The organism is Streptomyces sp. NPDC058375, assembly GCF_042723425.1.
Taxonomy (GTDB): domain Bacteria; phylum Actinomycetota; class Actinomycetes; order Streptomycetales; family Streptomycetaceae; genus Streptomyces; species Streptomyces durocortorensis.
In genome coordinates this window covers 42,988-58,663 of sequence record NZ_JBHXJG010000008.1, presented here as the reverse complement: position 1 = coordinate 58,663, position 15,676 = coordinate 42,988, and the positions used below count along the sequence as shown (strand labels likewise).

The 15,676-nt window shown below is 72.8% G+C and carries 15 protein-coding genes; 2 read left to right on the top strand and 13 right to left on the bottom strand.

Annotated elements, in window-relative coordinates:
• Positions 1 to 76: 76 nt before the first annotated feature.
• The 11 genes from ACFWM7_RS03140 to ACFWM7_RS03090 all read right to left on the bottom strand — a co-directional run bounded on the left by ACFWM7_RS03140 (position 77) and on the right by ACFWM7_RS03090 (position 11,967).
• Complete coding sequence (locus ACFWM7_RS03140) at positions 77 to 892, bottom strand: HAD-IIA family hydrolase (RefSeq protein ID WP_383254402.1); 816 nt, start codon at positions 890 to 892, stop codon at positions 77 to 79.
• 74 nt (positions 893 to 966) lie between these two features.
• A complete protein-coding gene (locus tag ACFWM7_RS03135) occupies positions 967 to 2,532 on the bottom strand; it encodes an alkaline phosphatase family protein (protein ID WP_383254401.1) in 1,566 nt (521 codons plus the stop codon).
• Positions 2,533 to 2,666: 134 nt separating this feature from the next.
• Positions 2,667 to 3,734, bottom strand: a complete 1,068-nt coding sequence (locus tag ACFWM7_RS03130) for a 2-aminoethylphosphonate ABC transporter substrate-binding protein (RefSeq protein ID WP_383254399.1) — start codon at positions 3,732 to 3,734, stop codon at positions 2,667 to 2,669.
• 29 nt (positions 3,735 to 3,763) lie between these two features.
• Positions 3,764 to 4,561 (bottom strand): ABC transporter permease, encoded by a 798-nt coding sequence (locus tag ACFWM7_RS03125; RefSeq protein ID WP_383254398.1) that lies wholly within the window; start codon positions 4,559 to 4,561, stop codon positions 3,764 to 3,766.
• On the bottom strand, positions 4,548 to 5,474 hold the full coding sequence (locus ACFWM7_RS03120) for a 2-aminoethylphosphonate ABC transporter permease subunit (protein ID WP_383254396.1): 927 nt from the start codon (positions 5,472 to 5,474) through the stop codon (positions 4,548 to 4,550). Before ACFWM7_RS03120 ends, ACFWM7_RS03125 begins: the two co-directional genes overlap by 14 nt.
• Positions 5,471 to 6,655, bottom strand: coding sequence for an ABC transporter ATP-binding protein (locus ACFWM7_RS03115; protein WP_383254395.1), 1,185 nt, complete (start codon positions 6,653 to 6,655; stop codon positions 5,471 to 5,473). The genes ACFWM7_RS03120 and ACFWM7_RS03115 overlap by 4 nt, the downstream gene beginning before the upstream one ends.
• Positions 6,652 to 7,410 (bottom strand): phosphonatase-like hydrolase, encoded by a 759-nt coding sequence (locus ACFWM7_RS03110; RefSeq protein ID WP_383254393.1) that lies wholly within the window; start codon positions 7,408 to 7,410, stop codon positions 6,652 to 6,654. Before ACFWM7_RS03110 ends, ACFWM7_RS03115 begins: the two co-directional genes overlap by 4 nt.
• Positions 7,411 to 7,415: 5 nt before the next feature.
• Positions 7,416 to 8,540 carry a TIGR03364 family FAD-dependent oxidoreductase gene (locus tag ACFWM7_RS03105; RefSeq protein ID WP_383254390.1) on the bottom strand — a complete coding sequence of 375 codons (1,125 nt, stop codon included), beginning with the start codon at positions 8,538 to 8,540 and terminating at the stop codon, positions 7,416 to 7,418.
• Positions 8,541 to 8,702: 162 nt separating this feature from the next.
• A complete protein-coding gene (locus ACFWM7_RS03100) occupies positions 8,703 to 9,467 on the bottom strand; it encodes a GntR family transcriptional regulator (RefSeq protein ID WP_383254388.1) in 765 nt (254 codons plus the stop codon).
• A 97-nt stretch (positions 9,468 to 9,564) separates the two neighbouring features.
• Positions 9,565 to 10,659: a peptidase gene (locus tag ACFWM7_RS03095; protein WP_383254386.1), complete on the bottom strand. Its 1,095-nt coding sequence runs from the start codon at positions 10,657 to 10,659 to the stop codon at positions 9,565 to 9,567.
• Positions 10,660 to 10,848: 189 nt separating this feature from the next.
• Complete coding sequence (locus ACFWM7_RS03090; RefSeq protein WP_383254384.1) at positions 10,849 to 11,967, bottom strand: ROK family protein; 1,119 nt, start codon at positions 11,965 to 11,967, stop codon at positions 10,849 to 10,851.
• A 73-nt stretch (positions 11,968 to 12,040) separates the two neighbouring features.
• Between ACFWM7_RS03090 and ACFWM7_RS03085 the strand changes: the two genes are divergently transcribed.
• Both ACFWM7_RS03085 and ACFWM7_RS03080 read left to right on the top strand, forming a co-directional pair.
• Complete coding sequence (locus ACFWM7_RS03085; protein WP_383254382.1) at positions 12,041 to 13,195, top strand: Gfo/Idh/MocA family oxidoreductase; 1,155 nt, start codon at positions 12,041 to 12,043, stop codon at positions 13,193 to 13,195.
• Positions 13,192 to 13,671 carry a heme-degrading domain-containing protein gene (locus ACFWM7_RS03080; RefSeq protein WP_383254380.1) on the top strand — a complete coding sequence of 160 codons (480 nt, stop codon included), beginning with the start codon at positions 13,192 to 13,194 and terminating at the stop codon, positions 13,669 to 13,671. Before ACFWM7_RS03085 ends, ACFWM7_RS03080 begins: the two co-directional genes overlap by 4 nt.
• A 74-nt stretch (positions 13,672 to 13,745) precedes the next feature.
• On the opposite strand, the gene ACFWM7_RS03075 is transcribed toward ACFWM7_RS03080, so the two are convergent.
• Together ACFWM7_RS03075 and ACFWM7_RS03070 are read right to left on the bottom strand one after the other, a co-directional pair.
• Complete coding sequence (locus ACFWM7_RS03075) at positions 13,746 to 14,606, bottom strand: fumarylacetoacetate hydrolase family protein (protein ID WP_383254378.1); 861 nt, start codon at positions 14,604 to 14,606, stop codon at positions 13,746 to 13,748.
• Between the two features lie 138 nt (positions 14,607 to 14,744).
• Entirely contained in the window at positions 14,745 to 15,515 is a 771-nt protein-coding gene (locus ACFWM7_RS03070) for a YidC/Oxa1 family membrane protein insertase (RefSeq protein ID WP_383254376.1), read from the bottom strand.
• Between the last annotated feature and the right edge of the window lie 161 nt (positions 15,516 to 15,676).

The window sequence follows — 15,676 nt, the reverse complement described above, 5'->3', positions numbered from 1 at the left end:
CCGCAGTCCTCCGTTCGGGCGACGCCGGGGCCGGCGCCCGGACGGCTGCGGATGCGGTCCGCGCAGGTCAGCCCGGTCAGTCGCGGTCTCCCGCGGTGGGCTGGTCGGGCAGGTCGATGAGGTCGACCAGGTCGGCGATGGACTCGACGACGTGCGACGGCCCGAACGGGTAGCGGTCGATGTCGGCGGCGGTGGTGAGCCCGGTGAGGACCAGGAAGGTCTGCATACCCGCTTCCAGGCCCGCCAGGACGTCGGTGTCCATCCGGTCGCCGATCATGGCGCTGGTCTCGGAGTGCGCGCCGATGGCGTTCAGCCCGGTCCGCATCATCAGGGGGTTGGGCTTGCCCGCGAAGTACGGGTCCTTGCCGGTGGCCTTGGTGATGAGGGCGGCGACGGAGCCGGTGGCGGGCAGCGGGCCCTCGGCGGACGGGCCGGTCTCGTCGGGGTTGGTGCAGATGAAGCGGGCGCCCGCGTTGATCAGCCGGATCGCCTTGGTGAGCGCCTCGAAGCTGTACGTCCGGGTCTCGCCGAGCACCACGTAGTCCGGGTCGTGGTCGGTGAGGACGTACCCGATGTCGTGCAGGGCGGTGGTGAGGCCGGCCTCGCCGATGACGTACGCCGTGCCGCCGGGGCGCTGGTCGTCGAGGAACTGGGCGGTGGCGAGCGCGGAGGTCCAGATGTTCTTCACGGGCACGTCCAGGCCCATGCGCTTGAGCCGGGCGTGCAGGTCGCGCGCGGTGTAGATGGAGTTGTTGGTGAGGACGAGGAAGGGCAGCCCGGAATCCCGCAGCCGCTTGATGAAGGCATCGGCGCCGGGGATGGGGGTGCCCTCGTGGATGAGGACACCGTCCATGTCGGTGAGCCAGGAAGTGATGGGCTTGCGCTCTGCCATGTGTCGGGACTCCTGCCGTACGCACTGCGTGCTGGGGGTGCCCGGACCACGCCGTCCCGGCACCCCCAGCATAATTAGCCGGTCGTGACCTTGACCCCGTCGATCACCCAGTACCAGTTGTTGCTGCCGGTGTAGTGGAACCGGAAGCTGACGTTGGCGGCCCCGGACGGGACGTTCAGGGTCAGGCTCTGGGGCTGCGAGATCACGTCGGAGGTGTAGCGCTTCACCTCGACGGGCGTTCCGCCGTTCCAGGAGGCGAGGATCCGGGCGCTCTGGCTGCCCTCCTGCCGGTAGTGGGTGGTGAGGCCGAGCGTCACGGTGGACTTGCCCGCGACGGCGTACGCCGGGGTGACGAGCGTGGAGTCGTACGGTCCTGAGGACGCCTTGTCGTCCCACTCGTCGGAGTCGGCGACCGCGAAGATCCCGCGCGAGCGGACGTTCAGCTCCCGGGACTGGTCGCGCTGGCTGCGGCTCCAGAACTCGTCGGTGGCGAGGGACCAGCCGCGCCACTCGGTGACGCCTCCGGTGCCCATCGCGGAGTTCACGACGGACCAGCCGCTGGGCGCGGTGTGGGTCCAGCCGAGGACGCCCGCCGGGATGCCGGTCTCGTCGACGCGGGCGGACAGGGCGGGGTAGAGGGCTTCGAACGGGTCGGTGGAGCGCTGCTGGATCGGCTTGCCGTCCAGGCCCCAGGCGGGGTCGGGGGCGATGCCGAGCTGGTGGAAGACGGTGGCGGCGACGTCGACGAGGCGGGTGTCGGTGGGCTTGGCGCCGGCCGCGATGCCGGGGCCCTGGGCGAGGACGAAGGTGCGGCGCTCCTCGATCGCGCTGCCGCCGTGGCCGCCGGAGTCGGTGTGGCCGTGGTCGGTGGTGACGATGACGGTCCAGCGCTCGGTGGCGTACGAGGGGCGGGCCCGGATCGCGGTGAGGAGGCGGCCGAGGTAGCCGTCCTGGACGTCGATGGCCTGGCGGTAGGCGGCGCTGGCGGCACCGGAGTTGTGGCCGGCGATGTCGGTCTGGCCGAAGTAGACGAAGAGCACGTCCGGGTTCTGGTTCCGGAGGATGGACTCGGTCTCGGCGGCGATCGTGGCGTCGTGGCCGGTGTAACCGTCGCGGTCGCCGTCCAGGACGAGCTTGGCGTCGGCCCCCGGGGTGACGGTGCCCTGGGCGTCCAGGGGCTTCCAGTCGACGGCGGCGTAGGTGGAGAGCTGGGGGCGGACCTGGGCGAGGCGGGCGAGGAAGCCGGGGTACTTCGCGTAGTCCTTCCCGGCGAAGGAATTCTCCTTGACGCCGTGCTTGTCGGGCCAGACGCCGGTGGAGATCGTCGACCAGCCGGGGCCCGAGGAGGTGGCGGCCATCGGGTTGGCGTACAGCAGTGAGGTGCCGTACGTCCCGTTCGCCATCATCGACTTGAGGTGCGGGGCGTTCGCGGCGGCGATGACGTCGTGGCGCAGCCCGTCCATGCCGACGACGAGCACCTTGTCCTTGCTGGTGCCGTTCGGGAGCGTGGGCGCGGCGTACGCGGGGCCGGCGGCCGCGAGGGGGCCTACGGCGGCGGCCGTGGCCGCGGCTGCGGTGGTGGCGAGCACGGAGCGTCGGGAGACGGGCGAGGAGAGGGGCGCCGACAGGGACCGGGTCACGTGATCCTCCAGGGAGAGGGCGGGCCGAACGGGGATGGGACGTGAACTGCCTTATGGACCAGACCCGTTACCTTGGCGAGATATACGGGCCGGGTCCAGACCTTCGCAGGAATCCGTGGCGGAAAGGTGGCCGGTCAGCTTCCGGTGGCCGACTTCCAGGCGTCGATGTACGTGTCGAGGTTGGCGCCGATGTCCGCCCAGTCGGGCTCGAAGATCTCCACGCCCTCCATCAGCCCGGCCAGTTCGACGGCGTTGGCGTCGGTGGCCTTGACGTCCTTGCGCGCGGCGAACCCTCCGCCGACCGCGCTGACGTCGCGCTGGGCCTGCTCGGAGAGCATGAAGTCGAGCAGCTTCTTGCCGTTCTCGCTGTGCGGGGCCTTCGCGACGAGCCCGGCCGCGTACGGGAGAGCGAAGCTGGTGGGCTTCCCGTCGCCCTTGGCGGGGAACCAGATGGAGAGGTTGGGCATGTCCTTGGACTGCGCGAAGTTCATCTGGACGTCCCCGTTGGCGACGAGGAGTTCGCCCTTGTCGACCTTGGGGGCGAGCTTGCCGGTGGAGGCGGAGGGTCCGACGTTGTTGGTCTGGAGCTTCTTCAGGTACGCCATGGCCGGCTCCTGGCCGCCGAAGTCGTGCATCGCCTTGATGAGGACGGCGGTCCCGTCGCCCGCGACACCGGGCGTCGAATACTGGACCTTCTCCTTGTACGCGGGGTCGAGCAGCTCCTCCCAGGTGCGCGGCGGGGTCTTCAGCTCCTTCTTGTTGTGGATGAAGCCGAAGTAGTTGTTCACGACGGAGGTCCACTTGCCATCGGCCGCCCGGTCGGCGCCGTCGACCTGGTCGACGCCCTTCGGCTCGTACGCGGTCAACAGGCCCTTCTTGTCGGCCTGCTGGATGAAGGGCGGCAGGGTGACGAGGACGTCGGCCTGGGTGTTGGACTTCTCGCGGGTGGCGCGCTGCACCATCTCGCCGGAGCCGCCCTCGACGTAGTTCACCTCGATGCCGGTCTTCTTCTCGAAGTCCTTGAACACCTTGTCGTACCAGCCGTCGCCGTTCTCGCCCTTGAGGCCGTCGGCGCTGTAGACGGTGACGGACTTCTCGTCGGAGGCGGCGGAGGAGCCGCCACAGGCGGTGAGGGTGAGGGCGGTGAGGCCGGCCAGGGGGAGGGCGAGGGTGCGGGCGGGGATGCGGGCAGGGTTACGCATGGGATTTCTCCGGAAGGTCATGGTGGGGATCAGCGGTAGGAGGCGCGGGTCCGGATGCGGGAGACGGCGGCCAGGACGAGGAGCGTCGACGTCATCAGGACCACGGCGAGGGCGGCGCCGGTGAAGAGCGAGCCCCGGTCGGTGGCGGCGAAGATCTGCACCGGCAGCGGGGTCCAGTCCGGTGGGTAGAGCATCATCGTGGCGCTCAACTCCCCCATGGACAGGGCGAAGCAGAGCCCGACCGCTGACGTGAGCGAGGGCAGCAGGAGCGGCAGTTTCACCCGCCACAGAACGCGGGCGGGGCTCGCGCCGAGGCCGGCGGCGGCCTGTTCGTACATCGGGTCCAGGCGGCGTACGGCGGCGGCGACCGACTGGTAGGCGAACGCGGTGACCAGGACGGTGTGGGCGAGGATCACGATCCACCGCGTCCCGTTGAGCAGCACGGGCGGCTGACTGTAGGCGACCAGCACCGCGAGCCCGATGACCACCGAGGGCACGGCGACCGGCAGGATGAACAGGGCGTCCAGGAGCCGTTTTCCGCGCGTACGGAGAGAGGCGGCGGCCAGCGCCGCCCAGCCGCCGAGGGTGAGGGCCAGCACGCTCGCGGCGAGAGCGGTGGCGAGGCTTGTGGTGAGCGCCTGGAGGGAGTCGCCGCTGGTCGCGGCGGCGTAGCGCTCGACGGTGGGGCCGGAGGGGAAGGCCCCGGACCAGTTGGTGGCGAGGGACGCGGCGAGGATGACAAGCAGGGGCACCGCGAACAGCGGGACGAAGAGGAGGAGGAAGACGGCCCAGGTGGCCCACTTCCCGGCCCGGCTATGCACCAGCACGACGGCTCACCACCCGGTAGAGGCTGTAAAGGCCCACGGAGATCGCGATGTTGACGACGGCGACGACGCAGGCGGCCGGGTAGTCCGACTCCAGGATCACCTTGCTGTAGACGAGCATCGGCAGCGTGGTGACGTCCTTCGCCCCGGTGAAGAGGACGATCCCGAACTCGTTGAGGCACATCACCAGCACGAGGCTGCCGCCCGCCGCGAGCGCGGGGAGCGCCTCGGGCAGGATCACCTGCCGGATGATCCGGACGGGCCCGGCCCCGAGCGAGGAGGCCACTTCCAGCTGGCCGGTGTCGAGTTGGGAGAACGCGGCGAGCAGCGGACGCATCACGAACGGGGTGAAGTAGGTGATCTCGGCGAGCAGGACACCCCAGGGGGTGGTCAGGAAGTGGAAGGGCCCGTCGGCCGACCCGGTGACGTCGGTCCAGAGCCCGTTGGCCATCCCGACCGAGCCGTAGATGAACAGCAGCGCGAGCGTGATGAGGAAGGACGGGAAGGAGAGGAAGACGTCGACGAACCGGGCGACCGCCTTCCCGCCGGGGAACGGGACGAACGCGATGACCAGCGCGAGGACGAAGCCGAGGACCAGGCAGCCCACGGTCGACCCGACCGCCAGCCACACGGTGGTGGAGAGCGCGTCGCGGAAGACCTCGGAGGCGAAGACGTCGGCGTACGGGTCGAGCGAGACGCCGCCGCCGTCGTCCGGGGTGACGGACTGCTGGACGACGAGGGCCAGCGGGTAGAGGAACGCGAGCGCGAGGACGGCGACGGGCGGAAGCGCCCAGACCCAGGCGGGGACGGTACGGGACCGGGCGGGGCCGGGGGCGTGGGCGGGTGCTGCGGGGGCCGGTTCGCCGGGAGTGCGGGGTACGGAGGCGGTGGTGGCAGCGGTGGCGGAGGAGGTCATGGGCCGACCCCCGCCGTATCGCCCGCCCCCGCCGTGTCTCCGGCCCCCGCCGTGTCTCCGGCCCCCGCGGGGAGCAGCACCGCGTCCTCGGCCGCGAAGTGCAGGGTGACGGGGTCGCCGATGGCCGGGGGCTCGCGCAGTTCGCGGAGGTCGGCCATGACGCGGTGGCCGTCGACGTCGGCGTGGACGCGGTGGGTGGAGCCGCGCCACTGGACCTCCGTGACGCTGCCGGTGAGCGCGTTGGGCCCGTCGCCGAGGCCGACCAGGTGCGGCCGGACGCAGAGGGTGGCGGTGGCGCCGGGGGCGGCGGTCTCGGTGGGGACGGCGAGGGGGCGGTCACCGAGTTCGACGGCCCCTTCACCGGTCACGACGACCGGGAGGAGGTTGGCGTTGCCGACGAACGAGGCGGTGAACTCCGTACGGGGCCGGCGGTAGAGCTCCTCGGGGGTGCCGCAGTCCTGGAGCCGGGAGCGGTCCATGACGGCGATCCGGTCCGCGAGGGTGAGGGCCTCGACCTGGTCATGGGTGACGTACAGGATGGAGACGTCCGGCAACTCGCGGTGCAGCCGGGCCAGTTCGGCGAGCATGCCGGAGCGGAGCCGGGCGTCGAGGGCGGAGAGCGGCTCGTCCAGGAGCAGGACGCCGGGCCGGATGGCGAGGGCGCGGGCGATGGCGACGCGCTGCTGCTGTCCGCCGGAGAGTTCGCGGGGGTGCCGGTCGGCGTACGCGGCCATGCCGACGAGTTCGAGGGCCTCGGTGACCCGGCCGGGTATCTCGGCCTTGGGGGTGCGGTGGGCCTTGAGCCCGAAGGCCACGTTGTCCTTGACCTTGAGGTGCGGGAAGAGGGCGTAACTCTGGACGACCATGCCGATGCCGCGCCGGTGCGGGGGCAGGCCGGTGACGTCCCGGCCGCCGAGGAACACCCGCCCGGCGGCGGGCCGGACGAACCCGGCGACGGCGCGCAGGGCGGTGGTCTTGCCCGAGCCGGAGGGCCCGAGGAGGGCCATCACCTCGCCAGGTTCGACGGTGAGGTCGAGCCGGTCGAGGACGACGGTGCCGCCGTAGGCGACGGTGACGCCGTCGAAGCGGATGCCGCTGGGGGCGGCGGGGGCGGACCGGTCGGGGCGGGGCGCGGTGGACGTGGCGGGGGCCGGGGCGGGGGCCGGGGCGGGGGCGCTCATGCCTCGGCCCGGGCAGCGGCGGCGGGCAGCCCGGCTGCCTCGGCACGCGCGATGAGGTCGGGCAGTTCGGCGACGGACCCGAGGACGTGGGTCGCGCCGTGCCGGGCCAGCTGGTCCTTGTCGTGAGCGCCGGTGAGGACCCCGGCGACGATCCCGGCGCCCGAGCGTACGCCGCTGAGCATGTCGTACGAGGTGTCGCCGGCCACCACGATCCGGCGGACGTCGTCCACCGCGCCCGTGCGCAGGAAGGCGGCCAGCACCATGTCCGGGAAGGGCCGGCCCCGGCCGCCCGCGTCGGCGGGACAGAGGGTGAGCGGGACGAGGTCCTGCCAGCCGAGGGCGGTGAGGATGGCGTGCTGGGTGGTGCGGGCGAACCCGGTGGTCAGGACGACGGTGCGGCCTTCGGCGGCGAGGCGTTCGACGGCCTCGCGGGCACCGGGGAGCGGGGCGATGCGGCCGCCGTCGACGAGTTCCCCGTACGCCTCCTCGAAGGCGGTGTTGGCGTACTGCGCCCGGTCCTCGTCACCGAACAGGTGCCGGAATACGGAGATCTTGGACTCGCCCATGGTGGCGCGTACGTAAGCGAGTTGGCGGGCGTGCTCGACGGATTGGGGTTGTGCGCCGAGGCGTTGGGCGGCGGCGGAGAAGGCCTGTTCGACGAGGCCGCCGTCGGCGACGGTGGTGCCGGCCATGTCGAGGACGACGAGGTTGTAGGGGTCACGCGGGATGTCGGTGATGCCGGTCGGGGAAGTCATGTGGTTCACCAGCCCAGTTGGTCGGCGGTCGTTTCGGCGATGGCGGGCGAGCACGTCATGCCGCGCCCGCCGGGTCCGGTGACGAGCCAGACCCCGTCGCGCACCTGCTGGCGGTGGACGACGCGTGCGGTGTCGGTGCACTGGGCGTAGACGCCTGCCCAGCGGTGGCGGATACGCGGCAGTGGGCGACCGAGGAAGTCCTCGACGACCCGGGTGAGGTGCTCGTACGGCTCCTCGACGGTGTCGAAGGCGAAGGGGTGCTCGTACTCGTGGGTGTCGCCGATGGTCAGCCCGCCGTCGCGGCGCTGGACCATGAGGAGCTGCATGCGGTGCTCGGCGGCGACGGGGTCCTGGGCCTGTCCGGCGTTGAGGGCGTCCAGCGCCTCGCCCCGGTAGGCGGGGTAGTAGCGGAAGCTGTCGGCGTCGGCGACGGAGGTGGTGAGGGGCTCGCCGAGCGGGTCGGTCTGCATCATCTGGAGGCGGACGCGGCGTACGGGCAGCTCGGGCCCGGCGAGTTCGCGGACGAGCCCGCCGAGCCAGGCACCGGTAGCGAGGATGACGGCGGCGCCGGTGTGGACGTCGCCGTGATCGTCGCGCACCGATGCGGTCCCGACGACCTCGCGGACCTCGCGGCCGCCGAGGTAGGTGTACCGCCCGGAGGCCAGCAGCTCCTGCTTGAGGGCGAGTTGGGCGGCGCGGGGCTCGACGGCCGCGTCCCGCTCGCACCACAGGGCGGCGGTGAACGCGCCGCGCAGGGCCGGGTTGACCGCCCGGGCCTCGTCGGCGGTGAGCAGCTTGTAGCCGCGCGCCGCCGCGTCGGGCCGGACGGCGGCCGCCTCGGCGACGGCGACCTCGCGGGCGGTCCGCAGGGGGGTGAGCGAACCGCAGGCCCGGAAGCCGAGCCCGGGCACCCGCGCCCCGATCTCCTCCCACAGCTCACGGGCGCGCAGGGCGGTTTCCAGCTCCTCGCCACCGGCCCGGCCACTGATCCATATCTGTCCGAAATTGCGGAGCGATGCCCCGCGCGCCTCGCTCTCGCGCTCGATCTGTACGACCTCGTGGCCGCGGCTGACTGCGTGCCAGGCGTGCATGGTTCCCACCACGCCGGCTCCTACGACGATGACTCTCACGACGGCCACGCTCCTCGGGACGGGTGTCCCGCACGCGTCGGGTCGCCGACGGGACGGTGAACGGCCCCCCAAGCTTGGACCAGACCTGTTATCGGTTTGTGATCAGAACTCCGTGTCCGCCGCTCCCCCGCTTACCGTTTGCCCTGCCGCCCCTCTCCGCTCTCAGCCTTCTCCGCTCAGATGCGCGGAGAAGGAGAACCGGTCGCCCCGGAACAGCGTTCGCACCCGCTCCAGCGGCCGGCCGGCGGTGTCCCGGGAGAGGCGGTGGATCAGGAGCATCGGCAGGGCGGGCGGGGTGCCGATGAGCAGGGCCTCGCGAGGGGTCGCGAGCACGGTCTCGATGCGCTCGTCGGCGTCGCCGAAGGCGATCTGGAGGCGGTCGCGGAGGTAGGCGTAGAAGGAGGAGTCCGGGTCGAACTCCGTGTCCAGGTCCGGGACGCGGGCGACGCCGACGTACGTGCTCTCCAGGCCCACGCGTTCGTCGTCGGCGAGCAGCACCCGCTCCAGGTGCCAGACCGGCTCGCCCCGCTCGACCGCGATCTCGGCGGCGAGCGCCTCGGGGCAGGGAAAGCGGTCCAGGCCGATGAGGTGACGGCCGGGCCGCCGGCCCTGGCGGCGGACGCCTTCGGTGTAGCTGGCCAGCGAGAGCGGCTGCTCCAGCTTGGGCCCGGCGACGACGGTGCCGCGCCCCTGCCGGCGCAGCCGCCCCTCCAGGAGGAGTTCGCGCAGGGCCTGGCGGACGGTCTCGCGCGAGACCTCGTGCAGCTGGGCGAGCTCCCGCTCGGTGGGCAGGAGTCCGCCCTCGCCCAGCTCGTCCAGCAGGACCGCGATGCGGGCCTTGACGGCGTAATACTTCGGGATACGGCCGTGCTCGGGAATGCCGGAGCGGATGGGTGCGCCAGGTGCCTGGTCGTTCGGGTAGTCCACCGCCCGATGGTGGCAGACGCGGGTGAACGGCCGGTACGGGGCCGCGGCCCCGTACCGTCAGGCGTTCCGGCGGGCCGCCGCCCCGAGGCCCTCCGGCTCAGTCCCCGGCGCGGCGGGCCCGGTGGGCGTACCGCAGCAGGGCGGCCCCGGCCAGCAGGAGCGCGCCGGCGGCGGCCCCGGTCCAGGCCGTCGACGCCGGTCCGGTGCGGGCGAGTTCGGGGAGCGGGCGGCCCAGTCCGTCGCGGGCCGGCAGCCCGGGACTCTCCTCGCCGCGGTCACCCCCGCCCCCTTCCCCGGCTTCCGGGCGGGTCGGCGGGCGGGGGCTGGAGTCGCCGTCCGGGGCCGGGTCCTGGCCCGTCCCGGCGTCCTCACGGGGGCCGTCGGGATCGCCGGGCCGTTCGGTGCGGGTGCCGGTGTCGGGGGCGGTGCGCTCCGGATCGGGACGTTCCGGCCGGGGGCTTTCCGGCTGCGGGCGCTCGGGCCGTGGGTGTTCCGGCTCGCGGATGCCGCCCGTGGCGCCGTCGACGATCACGAAGGGGTACTCCTCCGACTCACCCACCCATTCGCCGTCCTCGCGCCCGCCGCCCTTCGCCTTGTCCTGGTGGCGGCGCTGCACGACGGCGGCGTGGGCGGTGACCGGGCCGGGGGCGGTGTCGGAGGTGAAGGCCATCCGGACGCGTACGGAGACGGTCTTTCCGGCGGGGACGGTGAACCCGGGGAACGGTTCGCCGAAGACGCCGATCTGCTCGTCGCGGTCGGTGCTCTCCCACACAACCCGGTGTTCGATCCCGGGGCGGCCGGGCTCGGAGAACTCCAGCTGGATCTGGTCCGACGTCAGCCTGCGGTCGCGGTCGGCGAGCACGAGGACCGGGTGCAGGGCCTGGCAGGACGTGTCGGTGGTGTTGGTGAGGTCCAGGAACCAGGTGCCGTAGCCGCCACCGGAGGCGTACCGGTCCGGGGCCTCCTGGATCCGGGCCTCGATAGGGAAGTCCTTGGCGTCCGGGTCACCGCACACGGGCTGCTCGTCGTCCGCCTTCGCGGCTGCGGCTAAGGAGGCGGAGACCACCGGGGCGGGCTGGGCGGTCGCCTGCGGTCCGCCCAGGATCGCGGCGGGCACCGCGATCCCGGCGGCCAGCCCGAGGGCGGCGAGCGTACGGCCGTCACGTGGCCGTGCACCGGAGGTAGGGGGCATGGGGGAACACCCTTCGCTGCTCGCGGACGACCGGGGGCTCCCAGGGAGGGCGGCGGGCCACCGGTGATGGCCTCCGACGGAATCACGCGCGCGCGGACTCAGAGAGTCGACATGCCGACTCGATTAATAGGATCACCCGACTGCACTCCGCCCCTTCGCCCCTCCGCCCCTCCGCCACAGGAAAGGTCTCTACCTCCGCCGCCCCTCCCCCGCCCGCCCGAACACCGGCGCGAGCACCAGTTGCGCCGCGCCCTCCGCGACCGGTCGGTCGCCGCCCCCGGCGACCGTGACGGTCACGCCCGCGCCAGCGCCGCCCCGGGCGGCCCGCTCCTCGATCACGGCCCGGACGCCCCGTACGTACGCGTCCTCGTCGGCGGCCACCGTCCGGCCGCCCAGGACCACCCGGTCGATGTCGAGCAGGCCGACCAGGTTCGCCGCGCCCGTGCCCAGGACCCGGGCCGCCTCGCCCCGGTCCCCGCGCGCCTCGGCCGCCAGGCACAGGGCCTCGATGCAGCCGCGCCCGCCGCACCCGCACGGGGGGCCGTCCAGCTGGAGGGTCTGGTGCCCGAACTCACCTGCCCCCGTCCGCGCCCCCCGGTGCACCTCGCCGCCGAGGACGAGGCCGGCGCCCAGCCCCGTACCGAGGTGGAGGTAGGCGAAGTCACCGCCGCCCGTATTGCCCAGGGCGAGAGCGAGGGCGGCGGCGTTGGTGTCCTTGTCCAGGGCGACGGGCAGCCCGGTCCGTTCGGCCAGGGCGGCGCGCAGCGGGTAGCCGTCCCACTGCGGGAAGCCGGTGACCCGGTGCAGGACGCCGTCCCGGTGGTCGAGCGGGCCGGGCACCGCGACGCCGAGACCCAGCACCGGCTTGTGCGGTTCGGCCGCGCTCAGGTCCCGTACGGCGTCGGCCGCGTCCGCGAGGACCTGCTCCGCCGGGGCGCCGAGGTCGAGCGGGGCGGTGGTGACCGCGACCGGCCGGCCCGCGAGGTCGACCAGGACGGCGGTGAGCCCGTCGCGGTCCAGGTGCAGGCCCACGGCGAACTGGGCGTCGGGGACCAGCCGCAGCACCGTGCGCGGCTTGCCGCCGGTGGAGGGGCGCAGGCCCGCGCCGACGGCGAGCCCGTCCTCCCGCAGCCGGGCGGTGATCTTGCTGACGGCCTGCGGGGTGAGACCGGTGCCCTCGGCGAGCTCCAGCCGGCTGATGCCCTCCGCCCCGGCCGCCCGCAGCAGGTCCAGCACCAGCGCGGCGTTGTGGTGGCGCAGGGCCGGCAGATTCACCCCGGCCTGGGCCCTCGTCCGGCTCCCGTTCACGGCTCACTCCTCTTCACCACCCCATTGTGCCGGACGCTTGCACTTTGGCAACAGCGTTGCTTAAGTGGAGCGCATGACCTCCAACGCCCCCGACGCCCCCGATGCCCCGGAATCGCCTCTCCGCGTCGCCCTCGTCGGCTACGGCCTGGCCGGCTCCGTCTTCCACGCCCCGCTGATCTCCGCGACCGAGGGCCTGGTCCTCGACACGGTCGTCACGTCGAACGAGGAGCGCCGGGCCGACGCCCGCGCCGCATATCCGGAGGTCCGGTTCGCCGCCTCGCCGGACGAGCTGTGGGAGCGCGCCGACGAGCTGGACCTGGTCGTGATCGCCTCCCCGAACAAGACGCACGTCTCCCTCGCGACGGCCGCCCTCAAGGCCGGTCTCCCCGTCGTCGTGGACAAGCCGATCGCCGGGACCGCCGCCGAGGCGCGCGAGCTGGCCGCTCTCGCCGAGGAGCGCGGACTGCTGCTCTCGGTCTTCCAGAACCGCCGCTGGGACAACGACTTCCGCACCCTGGCCGGGCTGATCGCCGACGGCGAGCTGGGCGAGGTGCAGCGCTTCGAGTCCCGGTTCGAGCGCTGGCGGCCCCAGCCGAAGGGCGGCTGGCGCGAGTCGGGCGACCCGGAGGAGATCGGCGGTCTGCTGTACGACCTGGGCAGCCATGTCGTCGATCAGGCGCTGGTGCTGTTCGGAGCAGCGGTGCAGGTGTACGCCGAGGCCGACGTACGGCGTCCCGGCGCGGCGGCGGACGACGACACGTTCATCGCGATCACACATGCGAACGGGGTCCGCTCGCACCTGTACGTCAGTGCCACCACGGCCCAGCTCGGCCCCCGCTTCCGGGTGCTCGGCTCGGCGGCGGGCTATGTGAAGTACGGCCTGGACCCGCAGGAGGCGGCCCTGCGCGAGGGGCTGCGCCCGGTGGCCGGTGAGCCGTGGGGCGAGGAGGCGGAGGAGCTGTGGGGCCACCTCGGTTCCGGCGAGTCCCCGCTGACCGGCGGCGGTGCCCCGGTCCGTACGCTGCCCGGCGACTACCCCGCGTACTACGCCGCCGTCGCAGCGGCGGTGCGCGGCACCGGCGACAACCCGGTCACCGCGCTCCAGGCGGCCGCGGCCCTCGACGTCCTGGAGGCCGCCCGCCGCTCGGCGCGCGAAGGCGTCTCGGTCCCCCTTCTCCCCCACCACGACGAACCGCACCACGACGCAGCAGAGGAGCGGCGCGCATGACCACCACGTCCCCCACCATCTCCGAGCTGATCGCCCAGGAGCGTCGGCTCACCCTCCCGCACTTCTCCTACGACGACGCGTTCGCGCTCGGCAGCCTGCTGGTCACGCTGGCCCGGGAGCGGCACGCACCGGTCGCGATCGACATCCGGCGCGGCGCGCAGCAGCTCTTCCACGCGGCGCTGCCGGGTTCGAGTGCGGACAACGACGCGTGGATCGACCGCAAGCGCAAGGTCGTCGAGCGGTACGGTGAGAGCTCGTACCTGGTCGGCACCCGGTTCCGGGCGAAGGGCACGACGTTCGAGGAGTCCTCGCGCCTGGACCCGGACACGTACGCCGCGCACGGTGGTTCGTTCCCGATCGCGGTGGAGGGCGCGGGCGTGATCGGCACGGTCACGGTGTCCGGGCTGCCGCAGGCGGAGGACCACGCGATGGTGGTCGAGGCGCTGGAGCAGTTCACGGCGACGCCGGGGGCCTGAGGGCTGTAGGCGAAGGGGGCGCCGTCACGTACGTACACAGGGCGACGGCGCCCCCCCTACCCTCGGCCCCCCGGCTACGCGTCCTTCAGCTCCTGCCGCTGCCGGCCGAGCCCCTCCACCTCCAGCTCCACCACATCGCCCGCCTTCAGGTACGGCTTCGGCTCGGGCTGCCCCATCGCGACCCCGGCGGGCGTACCGGTGTTGATCACATCGCCCGGGTAGAGCGTCATGAAGTGGCTGAGGTAGCGGACGACCTCGCCGACCGGGAAGATCTGCTCGGCCGTCGTGCCGTTCTGCTTCAGCTCGCCGTTGACCCAGAGCCGCAGCGGCAGGGCCTGCGGGTCGGGCACCTCGTCGGCGGTGACGAGCCAGGGCCCCAGCGGGTTGAACGTCTCGCAGTTCTTGCCCTTGTCCCAGGTGCCGCCGCGCTCGATCTGGAACTCGCGCTCGGAGACGTCGTGCGCGGTGGCGTACCCGGCGATGTGCGCGAGGCCTTCCTCGGCCGTCTCCAGGTAGCGGGCGGTGCGCCCGATGACGACGGCGAGCTCGACCTCCCAGTCGGTCTTGCGGCTGCCGCGCGGTACGAGCACCGTGTCGTCGGGCCCGACGACGGTGTCGGGAGCCTTGAAGAACAGGATCGGTTCCGCCGGGATCTCCGCACCCGTCTCGGCGGCGTGGTCGTGGTAGTTCAGCCCGATGCACACGATCTTGCCGATGCGCCCGAGCGGCGGGCCGATCCGCAGTCCCGTCGCGTCCAGGGCGGGCAGCACACCGGGGGCCTCGGCGGCCGCCCGTACCCGGGCGAGCGCGGAGGCGTCGGCGAGCAGCTCGCCGTCGATGTCGGGGACGATCCCCGACAGATCACGCAGAGTCCCGTCGCGGTCGAGAAGTGCGGGGCGCTCGGCGCCCGCCGTACCGACTCGAAGCAGCTTCAACGGTCCAACTCCTCTTGGTCGAGGTGGAGAGCCCTTCGGCGGGGTGCGGCCGCCGAGGGGCTTGGCTGATCGTCCAAGAGATCGGATCACTCCGCAAGACCTCGTTCACACACTGGACCGGCGCAACGGCCGGCCCGATTACGCCGCCGTGGCCATGGCGCCACCGGCGGTCGGCATGTCGCGGTACAGCCAGGCCCGCTCCAAGGCGGTCCAGGTGGTCGTGGTGACGACGTACAGGGCGGCGGCGAGCGGCACGACGGCCACGGTGATGAGCGTGAAGAACGACATCAGCGGCATGAGCTTCGTCATCGCACCCATGCCGGGCACGGCCTGTCCGTCCGGGCCGGCGGCGGGCGTCATCGGGCTGGCGGCCATCTGCCGCTTGGTGCGTCCGTAGTTGAACGTGGCGACGGCGGCGACGATCACGAAGAGTCCCAGGTAGACCAGCCCCTGGCCACCGAACGGTCCGCCGTGCGCGAGCGCGTCGTGCCAGCGCCCGCCGAGCGGTGCGCCGAGCAGATCGTGGCTGAGCAGCGCGTTGGGCTCGCCGCCGATCGAGCCGCTGGAGAACAGGTGGTAGAGCAGGAAGAACGCGGGCATCTGGAGCAGGCTCGGCAGACAGCCGGAGAGCGGCGACACCTTCTCGGCGGCGTGCAGCTCCATGATCGCCTTCTGCATCCGCTCGGGATTCCTGCCGTGCTTCTTCCGGAGCTCGGCGATCTGCGGCTGGAGCCGGCTGCGGGCCTTCTGCCCGCGTGCGGCGGCCCGCGAGAGGGGGTGGACGGCGAGCCGGACGAGCGCGGTGAACAGGATGATCGCGGCGGCGGTGGACGCGGTCTGGAAGAGCGGCTGGAGCAGGTCGGCGAGGGAGCCGACCAGGTTCGCGAAAGCGGACATGAAGGCGGACATGGGTGAGCCCTCCGGGGGTCTCGTCGTGCCGGGAGGTACCTGCCGCAGAAGGCGACGAGGTACGGGGTGGTTGCTCGGCGGCAGGACGACCGGCGCGGGGATGCCCGTCACGAGTGCACCGTGCGCACGCGGACATGGGCGCACGTACGGCACGGAACGAG

What these genes read in the sequence shown, in the direction of transcription:
- ACFWM7_RS03140 (WP_383254402.1), bottom strand. Translation starts at nt 892, where the DNA reads ATGGCAGAGCGCAAGCCCATCACTTCCTGGCTCACCGACATGGACGGT.
- ACFWM7_RS03130 (WP_383254399.1), bottom strand. Translation starts at nt 3,734, where the DNA reads ATGCGTAACCCTGCCCGCATCCCCGCCCGCACCCTCGCCCTCCCCCTG.
- ACFWM7_RS03120 (WP_383254396.1), bottom strand. Translation starts at nt 5,474, where the DNA reads ATGACCTCCTCCGCCACCGCTGCCACCACCGCCTCCGTACCCCGCACT.
- ACFWM7_RS03115 (WP_383254395.1), bottom strand. Translation starts at nt 6,655, where the DNA reads ATGAGCGCCCCCGCCCCGGCCCCCGCCCCGGCCCCCGCCACGTCCACC.
- ACFWM7_RS03110 (WP_383254393.1), bottom strand. Translation starts at nt 7,410, where the DNA reads ATGACTTCCCCGACCGGCATCACCGACATCCCGCGTGACCCCTACAAC.
- ACFWM7_RS03095 (WP_383254386.1), bottom strand. Translation starts at nt 10,659, where the DNA reads ATGCCCCCTACCTCCGGTGCACGGCCACGTGACGGCCGTACGCTCGCC.
- ACFWM7_RS03085 (WP_383254382.1), top strand. Translation starts at nt 12,041, where the DNA reads ATGACCTCCAACGCCCCCGACGCCCCCGATGCCCCGGAATCGCCTCTC.
- ACFWM7_RS03080 (WP_383254380.1), top strand. Translation starts at nt 13,192, where the DNA reads ATGACCACCACGTCCCCCACCATCTCCGAGCTGATCGCCCAGGAGCGT.
- ACFWM7_RS03070 (WP_383254376.1), bottom strand. Translation starts at nt 15,515, where the DNA reads ATGTCCGCCTTCATGTCCGCTTTCGCGAACCTGGTCGGCTCCCTCGCC.